The 20,236-nt window shown below is 59.2% G+C and carries 17 protein-coding genes and 1 pseudogene; 5 read left to right on the top strand and 13 right to left on the bottom strand.

Annotated elements, in window-relative coordinates; translation table 11 throughout:
- Positions 1-199 precede the first annotated feature (199 nt).
- The 9 genes from clpB to thiD all read right to left on the bottom strand — a co-directional run bounded on the left by clpB (position 200) and on the right by thiD (position 13,721).
- On the bottom strand, positions 200-2,809 hold the full coding sequence (gene clpB / locus RBR41_RS06815) for an ATP-dependent chaperone ClpB (RefSeq protein ID WP_320351832.1): 2,610 nt from the start codon (positions 2,807-2,809) through the stop codon (positions 200-202).
- A 239-nt stretch (positions 2,810-3,048) separates the two neighbouring features.
- A complete protein-coding gene (locus tag RBR41_RS06810; protein WP_320351831.1) occupies positions 3,049-3,363 on the bottom strand; it encodes a chaperone modulator CbpM in 315 nt (104 codons plus the stop codon).
- Between the two features lie 21 nt (positions 3,364-3,384).
- Positions 3,385-4,377 (bottom strand): J domain-containing protein, encoded by a 993-nt coding sequence (locus RBR41_RS06805; RefSeq protein WP_320351830.1) that lies wholly within the window; start codon positions 4,375-4,377, stop codon positions 3,385-3,387.
- A gap of 518 nt (positions 4,378-4,895) precedes the next feature.
- Positions 4,896-7,076 (bottom strand): excinuclease ABC subunit UvrC, encoded by a 2,181-nt coding sequence (uvrC, locus tag RBR41_RS06800; protein WP_320351867.1) that lies wholly within the window; start codon positions 7,074-7,076, stop codon positions 4,896-4,898.
- Between the two features lie 496 nt (positions 7,077-7,572).
- Positions 7,573-9,126 carry an outer membrane homotrimeric porin gene (locus RBR41_RS06795; protein ID WP_320351829.1) on the bottom strand — a complete coding sequence of 518 codons (1,554 nt, stop codon included), beginning with the start codon at positions 9,124-9,126 and terminating at the stop codon, positions 7,573-7,575.
- 602 nt (positions 9,127-9,728) lie between these two features.
- Entirely contained in the window at positions 9,729-10,511 is a 783-nt protein-coding gene (gene truA, locus RBR41_RS06790; protein WP_320351828.1) for a tRNA pseudouridine(38-40) synthase TruA, read from the bottom strand.
- Positions 10,511-11,926, bottom strand: a complete 1,416-nt coding sequence (locus tag RBR41_RS06785) for a hypothetical protein (RefSeq protein ID WP_320351827.1) — start codon at positions 11,924-11,926, stop codon at positions 10,511-10,513. Before RBR41_RS06785 ends, truA begins: the two co-directional genes overlap by 1 nt.
- Positions 11,883-12,326, bottom strand: coding sequence for a flagellar export protein FliJ (fliJ, locus tag RBR41_RS06780; RefSeq protein WP_320351866.1), 444 nt, complete (start codon positions 12,324-12,326; stop codon positions 11,883-11,885). The genes RBR41_RS06785 and fliJ overlap by 44 nt, the downstream gene beginning before the upstream one ends.
- A 594-nt stretch (positions 12,327-12,920) precedes the next feature.
- Positions 12,921-13,721 carry a bifunctional hydroxymethylpyrimidine kinase/phosphomethylpyrimidine kinase gene (gene thiD / locus RBR41_RS06775; RefSeq protein ID WP_320351826.1) on the bottom strand — a complete coding sequence of 267 codons (801 nt, stop codon included), beginning with the start codon at positions 13,719-13,721 and terminating at the stop codon, positions 12,921-12,923.
- A gap of 284 nt (positions 13,722-14,005) precedes the next feature.
- Between thiD and RBR41_RS06770 the strand changes: the two genes are divergently transcribed.
- The 5 genes from RBR41_RS06770 to RBR41_RS06750 all read left to right on the top strand — a co-directional run bounded on the left by RBR41_RS06770 (position 14,006) and on the right by RBR41_RS06750 (position 18,179).
- Positions 14,006-15,553 (top strand): hypothetical protein, encoded by a 1,548-nt coding sequence (locus RBR41_RS06770; RefSeq protein ID WP_320351825.1) that lies wholly within the window; start codon positions 14,006-14,008, stop codon positions 15,551-15,553.
- A complete protein-coding gene (locus tag RBR41_RS06765) occupies positions 15,550-16,263 on the top strand; it encodes a bifunctional adenosylcobinamide kinase/adenosylcobinamide-phosphate guanylyltransferase (RefSeq protein ID WP_320351824.1) in 714 nt (237 codons plus the stop codon). Before RBR41_RS06770 ends, RBR41_RS06765 begins: the two co-directional genes overlap by 4 nt.
- Entirely contained in the window at positions 16,257-16,949 is a 693-nt protein-coding gene (locus RBR41_RS06760) for a hypothetical protein (RefSeq protein WP_320351823.1), read from the top strand. The genes RBR41_RS06765 and RBR41_RS06760 overlap by 7 nt, the downstream gene beginning before the upstream one ends.
- 166 nt (positions 16,950-17,115) lie before the next feature.
- On the top strand, positions 17,116-17,556 hold the full coding sequence (locus RBR41_RS06755) for a hypothetical protein (protein WP_320351822.1): 441 nt from the start codon (positions 17,116-17,118) through the stop codon (positions 17,554-17,556).
- Positions 17,557-17,735: 179 nt separating this feature from the next.
- Positions 17,736-18,179: a hypothetical protein gene (locus RBR41_RS06750; protein ID WP_320351821.1), complete on the top strand. Its 444-nt coding sequence runs from the start codon at positions 17,736-17,738 to the stop codon at positions 18,177-18,179.
- A 45-nt stretch (positions 18,180-18,224) separates the two neighbouring features.
- On the opposite strand, the gene RBR41_RS06745 is transcribed toward RBR41_RS06750, so the two are convergent.
- The 4 genes and pseudogenes from RBR41_RS06745 to RBR41_RS06730 form a co-directional block, all read right to left on the bottom strand.
- Positions 18,225-18,581 carry a hypothetical protein gene (locus tag RBR41_RS06745; protein ID WP_320351820.1) on the bottom strand — a complete coding sequence of 119 codons (357 nt, stop codon included), beginning with the start codon at positions 18,579-18,581 and terminating at the stop codon, positions 18,225-18,227.
- Positions 18,581-18,817: pseudogene (locus tag RBR41_RS06740) on the bottom strand (DUF4417 domain-containing protein); the annotation flags it as partial. The gene RBR41_RS06745 and the pseudogene RBR41_RS06740, both read right to left, overlap by 1 nt.
- 160 nt (positions 18,818-18,977) lie before the next feature.
- The gene (locus RBR41_RS06735) at positions 18,978-19,553 is read right to left on the bottom strand and encodes a hypothetical protein (protein ID WP_320351819.1); all 576 of its coding nucleotides are present in this window, start codon (positions 19,551-19,553) and stop codon (positions 18,978-18,980) included.
- Entirely contained in the window at positions 19,553-20,011 is a 459-nt protein-coding gene (locus tag RBR41_RS06730; RefSeq protein WP_320351818.1) for a GNAT family N-acetyltransferase, read from the bottom strand. The genes RBR41_RS06735 and RBR41_RS06730 overlap by 1 nt, the downstream gene beginning before the upstream one ends.
- Positions 20,012-20,236: the final 225 nt, after the last annotated feature.

Genomic DNA, 20,236 nt, shown 5'->3' with positions numbered 1-20,236 from the left:
GCGAGGTGCATATCGGCTTTGACGGCAGCATCTTCCGGTCACAGTGGTTTGAGATTGGGTTGCCTCAAAGGGAATGGTGAAGCTATCAACGCCGATGCTGCGTGCGTTCGCAATACCCGTAAAAAACAGGCCCCGTGCGGAAAACCGCACGGGGCCCTAACAATTCCCGGCCTGGCAACAGCCGGGTACTATGGATATTTTACTGGTTGGCCGTGAAGGTGAGCTGTTCGTCCTTCACGTCCACGGTCACGGTCTGACCGTCGCGGATCTTGCCGCCCACCAGCAGACGGGCCAGCGGGGTTTCGACCGCCTGCTGCACGTAGCGCTTGAGGGGCCGTGCGCCGTAGATGGGGTCGTACCCGGCCTCACTGATGAAGCTCTTGGCCGCGTCGGTCATGCTCAGCCTGATCTTGCGGTCTTCAAGGCGTTTGCGCAGGCGGGCCATCTGCAATTCGACAATGCGGCTGATCTGGTCGCGCCGCAGCGGCAGAAAGACCACGGTTTCATCAACACGGTTGAGGAACTCCGGCCTGAAGTGCGCGCGCAGGTCTTCCATAACCCTTTCGCGTGCGCCTTCTTTCAGGGTTCCGTCCGCCTCGATGCCGTCCAGCAAATGCATGGAGCCGATGTTGGACGTCATGATGACGATGCAGTTGCGAAAATCCACCGTGCGTCCCTGGCTGTCGGTAAGGCGGCCATCGTCCAGCAGTTGCAGCAGGGTATTGAAGACGTCGGGGTGGGCTTTTTCTATTTCGTCAAAAAGAATGACGGAATAGGGTTTGCGCCGCACGGCCTCGGTAAGCTGGCCGCCTTCGTCATAGCCCACATATCCTGGAGGCGCGCCGATGAGGCGGGATACGGAATGCTTTTCCATATACTCGCTCATGTCGAGACGCACCATGTTGTCTTCAGTGTCAAAGAGCGCTTCGGCCAATGCCTTGGAAAGCTCGGTCTTGCCCACGCCCGTGGGGCCAAGGAAGATGAACGAACCTGTGGGCCTGTCAGGGTCGGAAAGACCGGCCCTGGCGCGCAGCACGGCGTCGGACACGGCAGTGACGGCCTCGTCCTGACCAACCACGCGCTCATGCAACTGGTCGGGCAGACGCAGCAGCTTTTCGCGTTCCGATTCCAGCAGCCGGGTAACGGGTATACCCGTCCATTTGCCGACAATTTCGGCCACGTCGTCGGGCCGCACTTCTTCCTTGAGCAGGCGCGCGCCATTGGCGTCGCTGCTTCCCGCCACTTCCGCGTCAGCCAGCTTTTTCTCAAGTTCAAGCAGTTTCGAATACTTGAGTTCGGCGGCCTTGTTGAGGTCGTAGGCGCGCTCGGCCTGCTCGATGGCCAGCTTGGTCTGTTCGATCTGCTCCTTGATCTCGCGCACCTGATTGATGGAGCCTTTTTCGCTTTCCCACTGCTTGCGCAGTTCGGCCTGATCGGAGCGCAGATCGGCCAGTTCGTTTTCAAGCTTTTCAAGGCGGTCGCGTGAAGCCGCATCGGTTTCACGGCGCAGGGCCTCGCGCTCGATTTCAAGCTGCATGACCTTGCGGTTCACTTCGTCCAGATCCGCGGGCAGGGAGTCTATTTCTGTGCGGATGAGGGCCGCGGCCTCGTCAATAAGGTCAATGGCCTTGTCGGGCAACTGGCGGTCCGTGATGTAGCGGTGCGAGAGCACCACGGCTTCCACAATGGCCGAGTCGCTTATGCGCACGCCGTGGTGCACCTCAAAGCGTTCCTTGAGCCCGCGCAGGATGGAAATGGTGTCTTCCACCGTGGGCTCGTCCACCATGACAGGCTGAAAGCGCCGTTCCAGGGCCGGGTCTTTTTCAATATACTTGCGGTACTCGTCCACGGTGGTGGCGCCGATGCAGTGCAGTTCGCCGCGCGCCAGCATGGGCTTGAGCAGGTTGCCCGCATCCATGGCGCCTTCGGTTTTGCCCGCGCCCACGATGGTGTGCAGTTCGTCAATGAAAAGAATGGTATGGCCTTCGCTTTTCTCCACTTCATTAAGAACGGCCTTGAGGCGCTCTTCAAATTCGCCGCGATACTTCGCGCCGGCGATGAGCGCGCCCATATCCAGGGCGAAGAGCTTGCGGCCCTTGAGGCCCTCGGGCACGTCGCCCTTGACGATGCGGAAGGCCAGGCCTTCAACGATGGCGGTCTTGCCAACGCCAGCCTCACCAATAAGAACAGGGTTGTTCTTGGTGCGGCGCGAAAGAATGCGGATAACGCGGCGTATCTCTGCATCGCGGCCGATGACCGGATCCATCTTGCCCTGACGGGCTGCTTCCACCAGATCGCGCGCGTACTTGTTCAGGGCTTCAAAGGTGTCTTCCGGGTTGGCGCTGGTCACGCGCGCGCCGCCGCGCAGTTCTTCCATGGCGGCCACAAAGGCGCTGCGGGTGATCTTGTACTCTTTGAACACCTCGCCCAGAGATGTGGAAGAGGGCACTTCGGTCAAAGCCGCGAACAGGTGGTCAACGCTGACGTATTCGTCCTTCATGCGTTTGGCTTCGTTCTGGGCGTCGCCCAGAACCTTGGCCAGACGCTGCGTGATCATGATCTTGGTGGGGTCCATGCCGCCGCCAGACACGGAGGGGCGCTTGCGCAGCGCGCCTTCAACGGCCACAGCAAAGGCACGGGGCTGCACGCCCATCTGATCCAGAATGCGCGGCACGATGCCGTTTTCCTGTTGGGTAAGGGCCAGGGCCAGGTGCTCGACGTCCGTTTCCTGATGGCCCATGCCTGCGGCGAGGCTTTGGGCTTCGCTGACGGCTTCACGCGCTTTTTCAGTGAATTTGTTAATATCCATATGGATTCCTCCGACAATGCCGCGCCGTTAGGGGCGGCAAAATATATTTTTTGGTTCTGCTATAGCAAAACTCTGCATCAGTTCCTAAGGAAACGCTGATTAAAGAGCCTCCTGGAAACGCTCAGTTATTCCGTTTGGCAAGGCGCGATCTTTTTTTGAAGCAGGAGTGGACTCTTCCGTCCTCGACTGTTTCAAAAAAAGTGAAGCAACGCCGCCAAACGGAATAAATCAGCGTTTCCCTAATCTTCAAAATTCTTGAGGCTGTTCACCGCACGCTCCAGGGCATCAATACGCTCAAGCAGGTCCACGATAATGGTGCCGCCAAGAACGGGCAGCTCAAAATCGCAGCAGATACGCTCAAGCTTGCGCACGCGGTAAATGTCCGCATCGCGGAAAAGGTGCTGCCGTTCGGCCGCGCCGCGCGTTTCAAGCCAGCCCAGAGCGAGCAGTTCGTGAAGACGCTCGGGGTCTATGCCAGTAACCTGAACAAATTCTTCCCATACCATGACCGTGGTCGGCGCGGGCAGGGTGGGATTTTTGGGTGTCATGCTCATGCTAAAACCCTCCACCAGGCGTTATGCGCGGGCCTTGAAGGCCGACGTATCCGCCAGTTTCTGCCAGAGTTCGCGTTCGGCGTCGGACAGTTGCGCTGGCGTTTTAATCATGACTCTGGCCAGCAGGTCGCCACGTTTGTCGACCGCGCCCAGGCCCTTGCCGCGCAGACGGAATTTGCGGCCGGAACTGGAGCCAGCGGGAATCTGCATTTCCACATGCCCCTCCAGCGTGGGCACTTCAACCCTCGCGCCGAGTGCGGCCTCCCAGGGGGCCAGGGCCAGGTCGCATTGCAGATTTTCGCCGTCCACCTTGAAGGTGTTGTGCGGCAGATAGCGCACCCGTAAAAAAAGATCGCCGGGGGTGCCGCCAGGCGCGGGGTCGCCCTGTCCGGCCAGCCGCAGTTTGGCCCCTTCGCGTATGCCCGAGGGCACGTTGACTTCCAGCGTCTTGGGGCCCTGCGGGCCCTGGATCGACACGGTACGGCTGCCGCCTTTCTGCACTTCTTCAAGCGTCAGGGGCAACTCGGCCTCCACATCCCGGCCACGCCTGGGACGGGCGGAAAAGCCGCCAAAGGGGTCTGGGCCGAATTGCGCGCCACGGCCGCCGGGCTGTCTTGCGGACTGCCCGCCGAAAGAACCCCCAAAGGGGTTGCCGGACTGGCCGCCAGCCGCTCCGCCGAAAAGGGTTTCAAAAAAGTCTGAAAACCCTGATCCGTCAAAGCTTTTGCCGCCAAAGGTAAAGTGTACGTTTTCAAAACCCGGCTCGCCCTGGAACTGCTGGCCATGCTGCCAGTTGGGGCCAAGCTGGTCGTACAGCTTGCGCTTTTCCGGGTCTTTAAGAACCTCGTGCGCCTCGTTGATTTCTTTAAATTTGTCCTCAGCCTGCTTGTCGCCGGGATTCAGGTCGGGGTGGTATTTGCGCGCCAGCTTTTTATAGGCCTTGGAAATGTCCTCGGTCTTGGCCGTGCGCTCTACTCCCAGCAGTTTGTAATAATCCTTGTAAGATACTGACATTCTGTGCTCCCCCGTGCGAATCGTGCTCCCGCTCGCGCCGCCCTTTTGGGACTCGTGTTCGGGCTGTACCGGCCGTATTGTGCGTGGCCGCGTCTCAATATGCAAGAATAAGGCCGTGATACCTGAGGTCAATGCCTGCCTGAGAAAAACAATAAACATTTTTACGCAAAAACCAAAATCTTAATGGGATTTTTAGAATTTTAACGCTGGGGGCTTTTTAATCGTGCCCGGAACGGGCTTATGGCGTGATTTTCAGGCGGCTGCGCGAGTTGGGCGGGAGTATGGGGCAGGCAGGTGGGCCTGGGAGCAGGCGGGCGGAAACGCAGCGTCTTTGGTCTGTCACGCGCCGCAGCGGGGCTGTGGCTCTTGATCTGCATTGTGCTGATAACCCCTGGAATACGCTAGAATACAGTAAAGATTTTAGGGGGTGGGGGTGTGGGGGAGGAGACCCTTTTGCAAAAGGGTCCCTCCCCCACAGAGCATTTCAAAAATATTCTCCCCTGGCAGCAATGGGATTGTTACGCATGCCGAAGGCCGGAAAGTTTTTGCAGCAGCAGCGCGGCCTTGGCGGGGCCGATGCCGGGCAGGTCGCACAGATCTTGCTGTGTGGCCGCGCACATGGCTTCCACACTGCCGAAGCGATCCCACAAAAGACGCGCCGTGGCCGGCCCTATGCCGGGCAGGCGCATGAGTTCGCCAGAAAGGGCCGCGCCGCGCTTGGCCTTGCGGTGACGTCCAATGGCAAAGCGGTGGGTGCTGTCGCGCACATTTTGCAGAAAAAGCAGTTCAGGCCCGCCTTCCCGCAGGGGCAGGGCATTGACCCTGTCGGGCACAAAAATACGGTCGGCCACATTGCCGGCGCGTCGATCCGCGTGGCCTTGCTCGTCCCTGGCCTTGGCAATGGCGGCCAGGGCGAAAAGATCCGGCTGCCCTGCCTCCTGCAGCGCGCGCTGGATGGTGCGCAGCTGGCCGCGCCCGCCGTCAATAAGCAGCAGGTCGGGCCAGGGGGGGCCGCTTTCAAGCCTGCGCGCCACCCAGGCGTACAATGTGGCATAGTCGTCGCCGCTGTCGGGCATGGCATAGGCGCGGTACTGTGAACGTGCGGGCTGGCCTTCTTCAAAAACCACCAGTCCCACACGGGTCTGTTGCCCTCCTGTATGGGAAACGTCCACGCATTCGATGCGGTGCGGCGGCCCCGCAAGGTGCAGGGAGCGGGCCAGCCGGTCCAGAATGCCCAGTTCGTTTTTCTGTTCCTGACGACGCGCCTCTTCACGGGCATTGGACTGGGCCATGTCCACAAGCTGGTTATCCCCGGCATGCTGTGGCGGCACTATGCGCACGGCGCCATTTCTGCGGTCGGACAGGGCCTGTTCCAGCAGTTCGCGGGCAGTGGAAGCGGCAGGAGGGGGGGATGGCGCTGCGGTGTCGCCTTTAGGGGCAGCCTGCCCGGCAGGGGGGAGCGCGTCCGTACCGGAAGTTTCTTTGGCAGATGTGTTCGACCCCGAAGCTAGCGGCCCCGAGGATTCTGGCCCCAAGGATTCTGGCCCCAAGGATTCCGAGCCCGATGTTTCTGGCCCCGATGTTTCTGGCCCCGAGATTTCTGGCCCCGAGATTTCTGGCCCCGAGATTTCTGGCCCGGAAGGCATGGGGGCCGCATCCGGGTTCGCGCAAGAAGGAGCAGTCAAAGCGGGAGCCAGATCTTGGGCGAGCGGGATTACGGCACTATCCTCGTGCTCCATATCCTCGGCGTCAGGCGGCAGCCAGGGCAGGAGGATGCGAGGGGGTGGCGTGACCTGGCTGTAATACTGGCTCACAAAGCTCCAGAGCAGCTCCGGGGCGTCCTCAAAGCCCAGGCCCGGCCAGTAGAAGGCTCGTCCATCCGTCACAGCGCCGCCCCGTACAAAGACAATGCCCAGGGCAAGGCCCCTGTCAGCCGGAAAGAGGCCCACGGCATCCATGTCGCCGCCACCGGGCAGTACGGCGGCCTGACGCTCCACCGTGCGCTCCACGGCGCGAATCTGATCACGCAAAATGGCGGCTTTTTCAAATTCCAGATCTTCCGAGGCCCTGTCCATAGCCGCGCGCAGGCTGTCCATCAGAGGCGCGGCGCGTCCCTGCAAAAGATCACAGACCTTGCGGACGTTTTCATTGTATTCCTGCGGCGTCACCATGTTCATGCAGGGCGCGGGGCACTGTGCCATAAAATGGTACAGGCACGCGCGCACGCGGTTTTTCATGGCCTTGTCGGAGCAGCGGCGCAGGGCAAAAGCGCGGTGGATGATCTTCCACGTTTCACGCGCTGCCAGCGCCGAGGTAAACGGCCCGAAATAGCGTGCGCCGTCACGCCTGGCCTGACGAACAATTTCAAGCCGGGGAAAGTCGTGTTTGGTGTTCAGCCGAAAGAGCACGTACTGCTTGTCGTCACGCAGCACGATGTTATAGCGCGGCCTGTGCTTTTTGATGAGGCTGGCCTCAAGGAGCAGCGCTTCTTTTTCCGTGGTGGTGGTGAGGTATTCTATGCTTGCGGCATGGGAAAGCATGGCCTTGGTCTTGGCGGGCAGCCCGTCAGGCCTGAAATAGGAAAGCACGCGCCGCCGCAGCACACGCGCCTTGCCAACGTAGATGATGCGGCCCCGTTCATCCTTGTAGAGGTAAACGCCGGACGAAAGGGGGATGGTTGAGGATTCCGGTTTCTGCATGGCATCCATATAACCACCCTTGGGCAACTTGCCAACAGAAAGAAGCAAAGGAAACGCTGATCTCTTCCGTTTGGGGACTTGCTTCACCTTTTTTGAAACAGCCGAGGACGGAAGAGTCCACTCCTGCTTGAAAAAAGTTTGCGCCTTGCCAAACGAAACACCTGCGCGTTTTCAGGAGGCTCTTTAGAGCAGATTAACTTTGAGAATATACATTCTCAAAGTTAAAGACACGCTCACTTCGGCGTTTAATCGCGCAGATAAACTGCGCTTACACCTCCGTAGCGAACGTCTGCTCACGCAGCCGTCAGAGCAATTTAAAAGTTACATTGCTCTAATCCGTGTTTTCCAAAGTGCAAGTGGGATGCCTCACGTGAGGGATTTTGCGCAGTGAGTGGACGTATGCCCCTGCCGCGCAGGCGCGCTCAACTGGCTAAAGGCAATAGAAAAAGGGGAGCCTTGCGGCTCCCCTTTATAGCGAAACTTGAGTTCTGTTCTCTTAGAAAGAGTACACGAAGCTCACGTTGACGTTCCAGGGATCACGCACTTCGTCGGACTTGCCGTTCAACTTGCTGTTGCCCCACACGGACTTGGACTGGTCAAGCCAGGTAGCCAGGTAGGCGGCGTCGAGCATGATGGTGAAGTTGTCATACATCTTGTAGGTGTTGGTCAGGCCAACTTCCAAGGCGTAGTCCTGCGAGGTCATGTACAGGGGGTCCATGCCAGCGGTACCGTCGACGCCACCGGCGTTAGGCGCCAGGCTGAGGCCGTTGCGGTTCAACTTCTTGACCAGGTTCGGGTCGTTGGTGCCACCGATGAGGTTCACGCGAAGGGTGTGCTTCAGGTTTTCCACGAAGCTCATGTCCTTCAAGCGAGCGCCCACGCCCCAGGTGCCAGACATGCTGTAGCCAAGGGTGGCTTCACGAGCGATGTAGGGGTTGCCGTTGAAGGCAAAGTTGGAGAAGGCGTTGTTGATGTTGTTCACGCTCAGGCTGGGCATGCGCTCGGAGCCGTTGGCAGGATTGTCGTCGTCGCCGGAACCGTACCAGCCGTAGATGCCGGGGATGGCCCAGTCAAGCTTGTATTCGGCGAGCAGAGAAGCCAGCCAGCCGGAACGGTTGAGGCGGCTCTGGTCGTAGCTGGCGGAACCGTAGTTGACATCCCACGCGATGCGGATGGGGTCAAACATGGTCACTTCGCCGGTCAGGCCAGCCCAGATGGTGTTGCCGTATTCGTTCAGCTTGTAGCCGGTAACAGGGGTGCCGTCCTTGTGGAGAGCGCCACCAAGGGGAATCATGCCAGCCTTGGGGAACTTGGCGGAGGTGCCGGCGAAGTTGTTGAAGTAACCGTCGGCGCCACTCTTATCATTGCCGCGGAAAGCATTGGGGCCGATGGCAGCGTACATGACCCAGGGGGTCACTTTCACGCCGTCAAAGGTCAGGGGCACGAGCAGGGCGGCAACGTCAACGTTGTCCATGTAGTTGCTCTGCGTGGTCCTGGTGTTGTTCACATAGTTGTCGTTGAAGGGACGGGCCCACAGGGCGGTCACGCCAACGTTTTCGTTGAACTGGTAGGAGGCGGTGATGCCGGCCACGTCGTCGTTGAAGACCTGGCTTTCAGTGGTGAAGCTGGGCAGGGCCATGCCCTGGATGCCCATGCGGATCTTCAGGTCGGTCTGGGGAACGAGCCAGTCAATGTAGGCGTTCTTCAGCTTGATGGAGTTGTTGTCGTCAGCGCCAAGGGCGCCACCGGAAGGAGCGGTGTTGCTGCCAGCCTTGCCCCAGGTGGACTTGCCGATTTCAAAGAACACGGTACCGGACAGGGATTCGGAGGCAACGGCGTCCAACTGCAGGCGCACGCGCTGGTTGGCTTCGAACTCGTCTTCACTCTTGTTGTAGCCGGTGCGGCCGTTGCCGCCGGTGAAGTTGCCGTTCTGGCCGTAGTCAAAGCTCATGATCCACTGGCCCTTGGCCTTGAAGTCAATGGCGCTGGCGCCTGTAGCAGCGCCGAACACCAGACCGGCCGCCAACAGAAGAGTCGCGATCTTTTTCATGGTTAACCTTCCTTTATTTTGCCCAGTCAGGGCACGTTGTTTCTGTACACGCCTGTGGAGCGGATGTCCGCTTCGGGCCAACTATAGGAAAGGCTCGAACACATTGCAAGCATTATCGTGCAAAAATTTTAACCCTCTTTGGATTAAAAAAAAAGAAAAATTAAAAAACCACATGAAATCATAATGTTAAAGTTTTTTTACACGGTAATTTTTTTTTGAGAGTCAGTTTTTTTTTGTCCGCAGGCGAGAAAAAAAATTAAGTGGGCTATAAATTCAGTATGTTACATATATGTTACCGCCGGTATAATTTTTTTGCGCTTGCCGAAAAAAAAGGAGCTGGATTTGCAGGCAGGGCGTGGCGTGGATCCACAAATGGAAGTGTGAAGCATTTCAAAGGTAATCTAGTCTGGAGCAAGTTTTCTTTAAAACTGTTCTGGCGGATGCGGGAGCAGACGCCCGCCGCGGAGGCGTAAGCGCAGCTTCAGGCGTTGTGACACAGGGCTGTCCTGCCCCGTAAGGCGATTGCCGCCAACGGTGCAGGCAAGCTCGCAGGAGAGGGCAACGGCTACCGCGAGAATAGATATTCTCAATGCGAAAATGCTTTAGGTCTGCAGAGCGTACTCCACGCAGGCGAGTGCCAGCCCTTCAGGAGGGGCCGTCACCGAGGGCAGCGCCCGTCGGTCATGCGCTGCCAGCAGCGCGGGTATCTGTTCTGGCTGCATCTTGCCCTGGCCGCAGGCGGCCAGAAGACCGGCCATGTTGCGCACCATCTGCTTTAAAAAGCCGTCGGCCGTGACGGCAAGGCGTAGCATGGGGGCGTGGGGCGGATAAAATTCGCAGGGGGGCAGCTCTATCAGACGGGCGGCCAGCAGGGTGCGTTCGGTATTTTCTACATCCGTGCCCGCATTGCGCAGCCCCGCAAAATCGTGCGTGCCCAGCAGGTACGGAATGGCGTCGCGCATGGCATTTTGATCCAGCGGGCCGCAGTTCCACACAAAGGGGCGGAGATGGGGCGGTATAAAACGCCTGTCCTGCCAGAACTGATAGACATAGGTTTTGCGCAGTGCGTCCTTGCGGGCGTGAAAATCCGGTGCCGCCCGTACCGCTTCCAGAACGCGGATATCGCGCGGAAGCACCGCATTGAGGCTGTGCCGCCAGTCCATCCCCGCACGGGCGTCAGGCACGTCGCAATGCGCCACCTGACCATGCGCGTGCACGCCGGAGTCCGTGCGGCCAGAGCCATGCACACGCACGTGCTGCCCCGAGATCTGGAGCAGGGCGGCTTCAAGCGCGCCCTGAACCGTTGGCGGGGGCTTGGGCTTTTCCTGTATCTGCCAGCCGCTGTAGCCAGTGCCCACGTAGGAGATGAGTAGTTTGAGGCGCATTATTCCGGCAGCTTCATGCGGGTGATGATTTCCGTCAGTTTGGCTGTCTTGGCCGGATTGACGTAGGTGAGGATGTCCCCCGACTGCTTGGGCGACATGCCTGTAAGAATGCGTACCGCTACACGTTCATCCATACTTTCCAGCGCCTTGGCGGCGGCCTTGGGTTTCATCTGGGTATAGGTGAGCACGAGTCGGCGGATTTTTTCATCCTCAATGCCGCGCGCTTCGCGGATCATGCCCTTCATCTTTTCTTCGGCGCTCTGCATGTCCTTGAGGCGCTGATCCATCTGCTGGCGCAGCATGAGGATGTCCTGCTGCTGGCGGGCCAGTTCCTGCGCCTTGATATTGGGATCAGTGGGCGTTTGCGACGGGCGCACGGTAGGCGTCGGGGGTGCGGGCACGCCTGTCTGGCTGCTCATGGGCAGGGAGGGGACGCTGCCCGCGCTTGAATCGCCAAAGCCCGAAGCGCCGCGTGGCGGCAGGGGCGCGCCGTCCGTACTCTGGCCGCGCGGGATGTTGGACGGAATATCCGGGGCTCCGGGCAGGGAATAGGGCGCGGTCTGCGCGGCGGGCGCAAAGGGCGTTGTCTGGCCCATGGGCGGGGTTTGCGGCACGGGCATGTCCTGGGCGGCCGCGTGGGCGGCTTGCACGCTGCCAAGGGCCGGGATGGGCAAACGGCCCAGGGCGTCCAGCCAGCTGTGCTCGGCAGAATTTTTTGACGCGGCAGTGGTGGCGTCAGGGCTGGCATGCGCTGGCGCACTGACGCCCGGCTGGGCCAGGGGCGCAGGCAGGGGCGCGGGCTGGCTGATGTCGGGCGGGGTGAAAAGTTGCTGCTCGGCGGCATGACTGATGGGAGCTACGCCCGCTGGCATCATGGGCGAGGGCAGGGCGTTCGCATCCAGCACCCGTCCCCCTGCAGCAGCGCCACGGGGTTGCGCGGCGGCCGCCATTTTTGCTGCGGCAGAGCCCTGCGGCGCATGGGCCTGATCCTTGGCAAGCCGATCAGCGGGCGAATTTTGGGGTGCATGACCTGCGCCAGGGGCCGCGCCCAGCTCTGCGCCAGGGGCCGCGCCCTGTTCCGCGGAAGGGGCCGTGCCAGGGGCCGCGTGCGCAAGGGATGCGCCAGCGGCGCGCTGCGGCGTTGCGGGCAGATCCACGGGTTCGGCGCTTTTGTCGTTTCCCTGACGGCTGGCCGCCACAAGCGCGGTGAGCTTGTCCATAACAGCGGCCTCGGAAAGCGGGTCCGCCGGAGGCACAAAGGCCGTTTGCGACGGCGCGCCGCCAAGCCATGAAGGCAGGGGCACATCAAGAAGCAGCATGCACAGCATGGAGAGCTTGATAAAGCAAAGCACCGCCAGCCAGCGGAACAGCTTAGAGAGTCGGAGCTTTGTAGCGGAGTGTGGCTGTTTCGTCATTGGTGCGTTGCTCCTTCAATTGTTCCTCACGGGCATAGTGCTGCTTTTGCCTTTCCTTGAGCTTTTCCAGCAGCTTTTTGTCGATGGCGCGTTCGGCCAGCAGTTGGCGGGCCTCTTCAGCCAGTTGTTCCAGCATGCGTACCTGCAGGGCTTCGTGCGCGGCGTCGGCCCGCAGGCCTTTAACGTATTGCTCAAGCACCCAGCGTTCGGCGGCATCCATAAGAACTGCGCCCACAAGGCGGTCTTCGGCCTGGCGCAGCTCGGACTTGATTTTGTCCAGGCGATCCTGTGCTTCGGCCAGCCGGGCACGCTGGATGGCCAGGTTGACCTTGGCTTCTTCTTCCAGTTGTTCCCGGTAATCCAGCACTTTTTGCATCTTGAAACGGAAGGGCACGCGCATACCGCCTTTTTTTTGACACCTGCGGGGCATCCGTTTTCATTATCTGCAAACAGCGGGCCAAGCTTCGGGGCAAGCTTCGAGCCAAGCGAAGAAACGATTTGGCGCTTGCGGCGTCTGCGCGAGTACTCTGCGCGGGCAACTTACGCGGGCAACCTGCGCGGGCAAGCTGCGCGGGAGCCTGTTCGCGCATGACTATCCCCCTGTTTTGCGCGGCGCACCTGAAAGACCGTCTGCCGCAAAATTGCGAACCGTGGCGGAAAGCCTTTACGCCACGCGCGGCCGTAACGGCAACCAAACTGGTGCAACCACAAGGGGCGGGCATAGGGGCTGTTGTCGGCAAAGTGCCGCTCCATCATCGCGCTGCCTGCTATATATAATGATAGGAGAAAGCGCGTGATGGGGCAGGTGGAGAAATAGCCGACACGCCAGCAGGGGCAAAAATCCAGCCCGCGTTGCGGGTTTTGTACAACCAGAGCAGCTTACGAATGAAATGGCTTGCCTGCTCTGCAGGGATTTTTTTGAAAAGTCCTTGCCAGGAAATGCGGGCAGGCAGGCTTTTGCCTGCCGTGCGCGGGCATTTCAAGTTTAAATGCTCTAGACGTTGAGGGCCGCCGCATGGTTGACAGGCCCGGCTCCTTTGCCGGGGGTGTAGCTGCGGCGCAGGGCAAGGTTAAGGTACTCCTGTGCCCGCGTCACGGCCACCTGCAGGGGCAGCCCCTTGCCAAGGCCCACCGCAATGGCCGCAGAAAGCGTGCAGCCCGTGCCGTGGTTGTTTGTGGTGTCCACCTTGGCCTGCGGCAATGCCTTGGGGGCCTCTCCATTGATGCACAGGCAGTCCGTAACCACAACGCTGCTTTCCATATGACCGCCCTTGATAAGCACGGCTCGTGCGCCCATTTGCAGCAGTTTTTCGCCAGCGGCTGCAGCGTCTTCAAACGTGTCTATGGTGGTGTTGGTCAGCATTTCGGCTTCGGGCCTGTTGGGCGTCAGCAGATCGCAGCCGGGAATAATGTCGTTGATGAGGGCGCTGACGGCGTCTTCATGCAAAAGATTGCTGCCGCTCTGACTTACGGAAACCGGGTCCACGACAAGCGGAAAGCTGCGCTGGAGCAGTATGGGAGCTATGGCCCTGATGATGGGGGCGGAAAAAAGCATGCCTGTCTTGGCGGCCGCGATGGAAAAACCGTCAAGCACAGTGTGCAGTTGCAGAGCCACAAAGTCGGGATCAGGGGCGTGTATGCCCGTGACGCCCAGGCCGTTTTGGGCGGTAAGAGCCGTGATGACGCTCATGCCGTAGCCGCCCATGGCCATAATGGTTTTCAGGTCTGCCTGTATGCCCGCACCGCCGCCGGAGTCGGACCCGGCGATAGTGAGAATGTTAGGGGGATTCAGCATGCGCGCCTCTTGGGTAGTAGGTAGATGACAGTAAGAGCGAACAGACCCGCACTATAGCCCTCCCCGTTGCCGGGTGCAATGTGCTGCTGTTGCCACCGTTCCGCCACCGTTTTGGCCCCGGAGAGTCTAGAAAATATCTTCACAGCCCCGAAAAGCAATGCTAGCATCAGCAAAGCGGTAAGAGCCCGCATACGGGTATCCTGCGGGGCCGAAAACGTCCTGTGCGGGGTTTTGCGCCTCGGTGTGATCAGATTTTTCGCACGCCGCTGTTGAAGGAGTAGCGCATGAAACTGGATAAAAAGGAACCCGGAGTACCGGGTATTGTCAATCTTCCCGATCCTGCTCCGGGCAGGGGAGGGCGCAAGGTTGTGGTTCTGGCCCTGCTGGCGGTGCTGTTGGTGGGCGGAGCCGCCTATTGGCTCACCCGTGATAAGGACACGCGCGATCACTGGCGCGATCAGGCTGCCGCCGTTATCGACAATGCCACCAGCGGCACGCCCCTGGCTGGTGTGGGCGACGTGCTGCGTGACGCGCCTCCGCCGCCTCCACCTTCGGTGGTGAGTCCCTATACGGCGCCAGGCACCCTGGCCGGACAGAATGTGCAGGGAACGGTGAACAGCCCCGCAGATGCGACCATGCCCGGAAACGGGACTGCCGCCGCGCCGGACGGCGTCGTGCCCCCCACAGGTCTGACCCCGCGCGTGACTGAAGACAGCCGCGTGCGCCCGCAATTTGTGGAAAACCTGGCGGCATATCTGGTTTCGCGCTTCAAGCCCGGCCCGCGTGTAGGCACGCTCAATACTTCGGTGCAGAGCGTCAACCAGCGTTTCGGTTCCAAGCTCACCGGCCTTGGCGATGGCGATGCGGGGGCCAGGGTCGCCCTTTTGCGCTATGCGTTTCATCCGACCATGCTGCAAGGGCTGTACAGCCTGTATGTGGACCGCTTCATGGAAGATATCGCCCGTGAAGCCAAGGCCAGGGATTTGAACGCCGAGCAGACGCAGCAGTTGTATATGGCTTTGGCTGGCAAGTTTGTAATGCTCGCCGGAGCGCTTGAAGGCGTTGCCGCCACGCCTGACCTTGACGCGCGCCTGCGCCAGATGGACGCGGCGGCGCAAAACACGGTGGGCATTAACAGTCAGATGGCCGAGGCGACATTTGAATACGACCAGTTGCGCGAAGCCAAGGCTTCACAGGCCCAGCTCAACACGGCCCAACTGCGCGTGGACGGCCTTGGGGCACGGTTTCGCCGTTCCCTTGAAGAGCAGGCCGTGGCGCAACGGGCACTGGTGAACGCCGTCCGGCGCGGGGCCGGACAGACTATGGACGACGACGAGCTTATTTTTGTGGCCCGCTGGGCTGACCGCCGCCTCAAGCAGGACCCTCAGGCTCTGGCATCGGTGCAGGCATCGGCGGGCATATTGCGTGATCTTTCCCGCCGTTGCGCACAGGCCGCCACGGGTGCGCCAGTGCAACGCAACGGTTCTTCCGCTCCGCACAACGTTTCGCCTGCGCCGCATAACGGCGCGCCCGCTTCCTACCCAGGGGCGGCGCAGCAGCCCGCGTATTCCGGCCCAACGGCCGGGCAGGGAGCAGCACCCGGCGCGGCGCAGGGGCTGACACCGCCCGCAGGCAATGGAGCGTTGTCAGCGCCTGCTCCTGCTTCAGTACTGGCCCCGACCTCGACCCCGACGCAAGTTCCGTCCCAGGGGATGGCCCCGGCTGTTCCCGCCGCGCCTTCCACGCCGCATGCAAGCCCGGCCCTCACGCTGCCCGCAGCGCGCCCGGAGTCCGTTGGATCTCCGGCTCAGGTGGGCGGGCAGGAACGTTGAGCGCACGTTGCGTCCTTTTTGTGGGCGGCACGCGCAGCGGCAAAAGCGGCATGGCCCAGCGCTGGGCCGAAGCCGTGGCTCCGCAACGGCTGTATCTGGCGACCTGTTGGGCCGAGGACGAGGAAATGGCGCGCCGTGTGGCGCGGCATCAGGATATGCGCGGCGCTGGCTGGCAATGTATTGAGGAACCTCTGAATCCCGCCGCCGCCCTTGACCGTCTTTTTGCAGCGGCAACCCAGGCTGACGGCGTGCGCGCTTCGCAGACGCCATCGGCAGCGGGCGGCCCGCCAGTGCCGGAAGGGCCAGGCGGGCCAGACGTGCCAGACGCGCCAGACGAGCTGGCAAGGCCTGAAAGGCCAGAAATGCCGGAAGGGTCAGGCGGGCTGGAAAGAGCCGTGCCGGGCGTCATTTTGCTGGACTGCATAAGCTTGTGGATTGCCAACCTTCTTGCCCGCGAGCAGGACGAGGAGGCAATTTTGCGTAAGGTTTCGGCCCTTGGGGAGCGCCTGGCCGCGCCCCCTGTGCCCGTGGCCGTGGTCAGCGCCGAAACGGGCCTGGGCCTTGTGCCCATGTCGCCCCTGGGGCGAGCTTTTAATGACGTGCTGGGCCTGGCCAATCAGGAACTGGCCCGGGCCTGTCACCATGTGGTTTTTGTCAGTTGCGGCCTGCCCCTGGCTCTCAAGGGGGCGCTGCCGGAGGAACTATGCTGAACTGTTCGCGCCAATGCAGCGGCACGGCCCATAGAAGGGCCATGTCGCTGGTTTTGTTGTGTCTTTTTTTAATGACCCTGTGTTTGGGATTTGCCGCGCCGTCACTGGCGGCAGGCACGGCAGCCGCCGCGCGGCAGTGTGTTGTGCAGGCTGGCAAAGCCGTGGAAAGCGCCGATACGGCGGCTTTTGAAAAGCTTGTGGATATGGACGGCATTCTTGCTGCCGCTCTGGATATTTTTGTGCGGCGGGCCAAACAGCCGCAGGTAGCGGCCGAGTTGCCGCCCATGCTGGCCATACTGTTTTCGCAGGCCGCATCGGGCGAGCAGGGCAGCGCCACGGTGCGCGCCCTTCTGCTCAATGAATCACGCGCCTTTATCGTCAATGGCATCAGTTCCGGCGCGTTTGCCGGGCGCAAGGTGGAGGGGCGTGCCGCTCAGGGCGTGCTGGCCCCCCTGTTCGCCGACGCTTCCATTGGTCGCAAGGAAATACGACAGGTGGGCGAGGCTCGCGCCAAAAATGGCGACTGGCTGGTGCCTTTTACGGTCTATGATCACGGCAATGGCGAAAGTTACCGGGTGAACGGAAAAGTGAATTTTGACAGCGGCAGCACCGGGCGGCTGGTTGCTGTTGAAAACCTTGAAGCCCTTATGGGACAGGTTGCCGAAGAAAGCCGCAGCGTGCAGTGAGGTCTGATGCGTTCAGTGGCTAGGGACTGTTTCTAAATAATTCTTTTGTCCAATTGGCTGCGACAAAAGGCCCTTTTTTCTTGCCCTTGGCGCAAAATCATTAATTTAAAAACAGCCCCTAGAGTAGCGATGATCTTTTGCAATAACAGGCCAGCGCGAGGCTTGGATGCGTATATCTGTTGATAATCGCCATAGAATAGTGCTCTTGCTCTTTGTTGTGCTTGATCACCTGGTGTGGCTGTATGCCGGGCATTGGGAGCAGGCGTCTTTTGCGTATGTGGTCATGACGGAATGTATACGTGTTTTTGTGGGCATTGCCCTTGTGGCAAGTTTTTTTCGCCCCAAGATTCTGGAAGGCAGCGTTAAGTTTGTGCTGGCGTATTGCCTGGCCATGTTTGTGCTAAATATTTTTGGAAGTACGGAGAAAGCAAGGAATTCTGATATACCAGGCTCAATGGTCAATGTTTTTTGGTTCAAAAAAGATCGTTTTGTTCCTATTGAGTACGGATTTTTGGCAGTAGCCTTTTATGCATATTTCATATTGAGTGCATACTTTTTCTCTGGAAAGTATATTGACCCAGAAATTATTGCAAAAAAACATAAATAAATCATGTAAAAATATTATTAATTCTTGCTAACGTAATATTTAAAAAGTGTAGCTAGCTATTATTAAGCCGTAATGGAGCTGGAGTAGGCACTAAGCGTATCTTGTGTTGAATCTTAATGCGATCATTGCAATTGTTTCGATGATTTTTTGTAAAGACAGACAGTCTGAGGTTGTTAACTATGCGTATATCTATTGATAATCGCCATAGAATCGTACTACTTGCCTTTATTATTGTTGACCACTTTATATGGCTGTATGGCGGACATTGGGAGCAGGCATCTTTTGCTTATGTAGTAATGACGGAATGCATACGTGTTTTTGTGGGCATTGCCCTTGTGGCAAGCTTTTTTCGCCCCAAAATTCTGGAGGGCAGCGTTAATTTTATATTGTCATATTGCGCCATTATGATGTTGCTCAGTTTTATTGGATCTTCAAGTGATGGAATATCACTTACGACACAACCTGGTGCTACACCCAATATTCTTTTTTTTAAAAAAGATCGCCTTGTTCCTATTGATCACGGATTTCTAGCGTCAGTAATTTATTTATACTTTATATTAAGCGCATATTTCTTTTCTGGAAAATATATTAATAAATATACTGTTACAAAACCAAAGCAATAGCTTGTTTACTGCTATTGCTTTGGTTTTTTATTCGCTCATAGTGTGTTATTTATTTTTCATTCTGCTCTGCCTGCGATTGGTAATTAATTCTTTTAAAAATATGACACCATTTTTCATTATGTAATTCTGCGCATCAGGATGGTTTATAAAACCGCTTCCCATTTTTTCCGCTCCAGATTTCACAAGTCCCTGTAGCAGCTTAATGTTTTTTGTTTTTTCCGGATGCCCATACGGGTAAGACCACCACGGGCGCAAAGCATCAAGTATCCCGCCGGAGCCGCCGCCAGCGTCCGTAGCCGTGTTCTGAGCAGCCGCCGCAACTAGCGTTCCCCTGGCAAAAGCCTCTGACGCGCGCCAGCCGTCTGTTCCGGCAAAAAATCCACCACCACGTCCACCACCCATTACGCGGCCTCCTTGCGAGCAGAAAATGCGTAGTATGGTATTTCAATCAGTTCTGGCCCGTTATTACGGTAAGGCCCGAAAATATCGTCCGGCATCCGGCTGTAGTTGACGATGGTTTGCGGCTGAAGCGTTTCAATCATAAGGGTCAGACCCTGTTTGAAATATTCTCTGTCCAGCCTGTTGCGCAGCAGACCATTGGTGCTGACGGCCACGGTTCCCTTTTCAAGAGCCGTAAAACAGGAATAAAAGTTTTAGGGGGTGGGGGCGTGGGGGAGGAGACCCTTTTTCAAAAGGGTCCCTCCCCCACAAAAGCATTTTGGCCCGACAACCGAGATTGCGGGGCTCAAGGGGCTGACGTCCCTCCCCCACAAAAGCATTTCCTCCTTCCCCCCGTGCTCAGGGCAACAGCGGGCCGCGCGTGCCGAGGGTGTAGAAGTTGCGCCCCATGCGGGAAGCGCCGTTGAGCAGGGTGGAGGTCAGGCCCAGATAGTCGGTCTGCGCGTGACTGCCGAGATTTTCGGCATTCAGGGCGGCCCCTGTGGCCTGATTGCGCAGGTTCCAGGCGCGCACCTGCTGGTTGTACGCGGCGGCATTGCCTTGCTGCTCCTGGGCCAGGGCGTCCAGTTCGCCTTTTTCCGCAGTATCAAGGTTCAGGTCAAGCTGACTTCCCGCGTCAACCTGCGCGCCGGATGTCGATGCCTGCGCTCTTTGCCCGCCGATGATGCGGGCGGCCTCCTGCCGTTTTTTTACCGCGGCTTCATACCCGGCCTGTTTTTCCTGCCGGGCGGCATCATCCGCCAGGGTGGCGCTCTGTTCCGCCTGCTGCGCGCTGCGTTCAGCCAGTTTGGACTGGTATTCGGCCTGCTGGCGGCGGCTTTCGGCCTGCTGGATGGAACTGACCGTGCCTACGGCGGCTCCGGCCAGAGCCACGGCCGCACTTATGGCAGCGGCTGTACTGGTTGCAATGGCCATCAGCAAAGCTCCTTGTGCCAGATGGTTTCGGTATGGTGCGCGCCCAGGCGGCGGTACAGGGCGTCACAGGGGCGCGAGGCTGGGGAACTGTATTGCACAAGACCCGCGCCGCGTTGCCGGAGTTCGGCCTCGGCATGGCGCAGCAGGCCAAGGGCCGTGAAGCCGCCCCGCGCCTGCGGGGCCAGATACAGGCCGTCCAGAGCCGCCAGCAGCATGCCCTGACGGTGCGGGCAGGGAACAAGGGTAAAGGCCGCATAGCCCGCCAGAGCACCGTCGGGCGTGCGGGCCGTGCTGACGTGCAGCATGCCCAGGCTCTCAAGGCGGGCGTAGCGTGCCGCGTCCAGACCATAGGGCGCGTCTCCGTGCAGGGGGGCCTCCACTTCGCTCCAGTGCGCGGCGGTGAGGGGCCGGGCCTCGGCCTCCAGTTGGGTGAAGGGTTCGGTGGCAAATGCCAGCATGGTGTTCTCCTTTGTTGATTCAGGGAGATGCCGTAAACAGGCGAATATGACAGGTTGGTTGTAGGGCTGCACCATGGCGGAAGGTGTGGTTTCTGGCAGCCGCGTTCAGGTCGATATGAACATGGTTCAATGAAATGATAATTTTTTTGGGGAGGCCGCCGGGGAGGATGCCCTTTTGCGCAAGGGTTCCTCCCCACCAAGGTGTTTCAAGGCATTGCGGGATCA

It is taken from the genome of Desulfovibrio sp. (assembly GCF_034006445.1).
In the GTDB taxonomy this organism is placed as follows: domain Bacteria; phylum Desulfobacterota; class Desulfovibrionia; order Desulfovibrionales; family Desulfovibrionaceae; genus Desulfovibrio.
This window is presented reverse-complemented; position numbering and strand designations above follow the sequence as displayed.

Excerpts from the sequence above, each read along its gene's own strand:
- clpB (WP_320351832.1), bottom strand. The coding sequence starts at position 2,809 with ATGGATATTAACAAATTCACTGAAAAAGCGCGTGAAGCCGTCAGCGAA.
- RBR41_RS06810 (WP_320351831.1), bottom strand. The coding sequence starts at position 3,363 with ATGAGCATGACACCCAAAAATCCCACCCTGCCCGCGCCGACCACGGTC.
- RBR41_RS06805 (WP_320351830.1), bottom strand. The coding sequence starts at position 4,377 with ATGTCAGTATCTTACAAGGATTATTACAAACTGCTGGGAGTAGAGCGC.
- uvrC (WP_320351867.1), bottom strand. The coding sequence starts at position 7,076 with ATGCAGAAACCGGAATCCTCAACCATCCCCCTTTCGTCCGGCGTTTAC.
- RBR41_RS06795 (WP_320351829.1), bottom strand. The coding sequence starts at position 9,126 with ATGAAAAAGATCGCGACTCTTCTGTTGGCGGCCGGTCTGGTGTTCGGC.
- truA (WP_320351828.1), bottom strand. The coding sequence starts at position 10,511 with ATGCGCCTCAAACTACTCATCTCCTACGTGGGCACTGGCTACAGCGGC.
- RBR41_RS06785 (WP_320351827.1), bottom strand. The coding sequence starts at position 11,926 with ATGACGAAACAGCCACACTCCGCTACAAAGCTCCGACTCTCTAAGCTG.
- fliJ (WP_320351866.1), bottom strand. The coding sequence starts at position 12,326 with ATGCGCGTGCCCTTCCGTTTCAAGATGCAAAAAGTGCTGGATTACCGG.
- thiD (WP_320351826.1), bottom strand. The coding sequence starts at position 13,721 with ATGCTGAATCCCCCTAACATTCTCACTATCGCCGGGTCCGACTCCGGC.
- RBR41_RS06770 (WP_320351825.1), top strand. The coding sequence starts at position 14,006 with ATGAAACTGGATAAAAAGGAACCCGGAGTACCGGGTATTGTCAATCTT.
- RBR41_RS06760 (WP_320351823.1), top strand. The coding sequence starts at position 16,257 with ATGCTGAACTGTTCGCGCCAATGCAGCGGCACGGCCCATAGAAGGGCC.
- RBR41_RS06755 (WP_320351822.1), top strand. The coding sequence starts at position 17,116 with ATGCGTATATCTGTTGATAATCGCCATAGAATAGTGCTCTTGCTCTTT.
- RBR41_RS06750 (WP_320351821.1), top strand. The coding sequence starts at position 17,736 with ATGCGTATATCTATTGATAATCGCCATAGAATCGTACTACTTGCCTTT.
- RBR41_RS06745 (WP_320351820.1), bottom strand. The coding sequence starts at position 18,581 with ATGGGTGGTGGACGTGGTGGTGGATTTTTTGCCGGAACAGACGGCTGG.
- RBR41_RS06735 (WP_320351819.1), bottom strand. The coding sequence starts at position 19,553 with ATGGCCATTGCAACCAGTACAGCCGCTGCCATAAGTGCGGCCGTGGCT.
- RBR41_RS06730 (WP_320351818.1), bottom strand. The coding sequence starts at position 20,011 with ATGCTGGCATTTGCCACCGAACCCTTCACCCAACTGGAGGCCGAGGCC.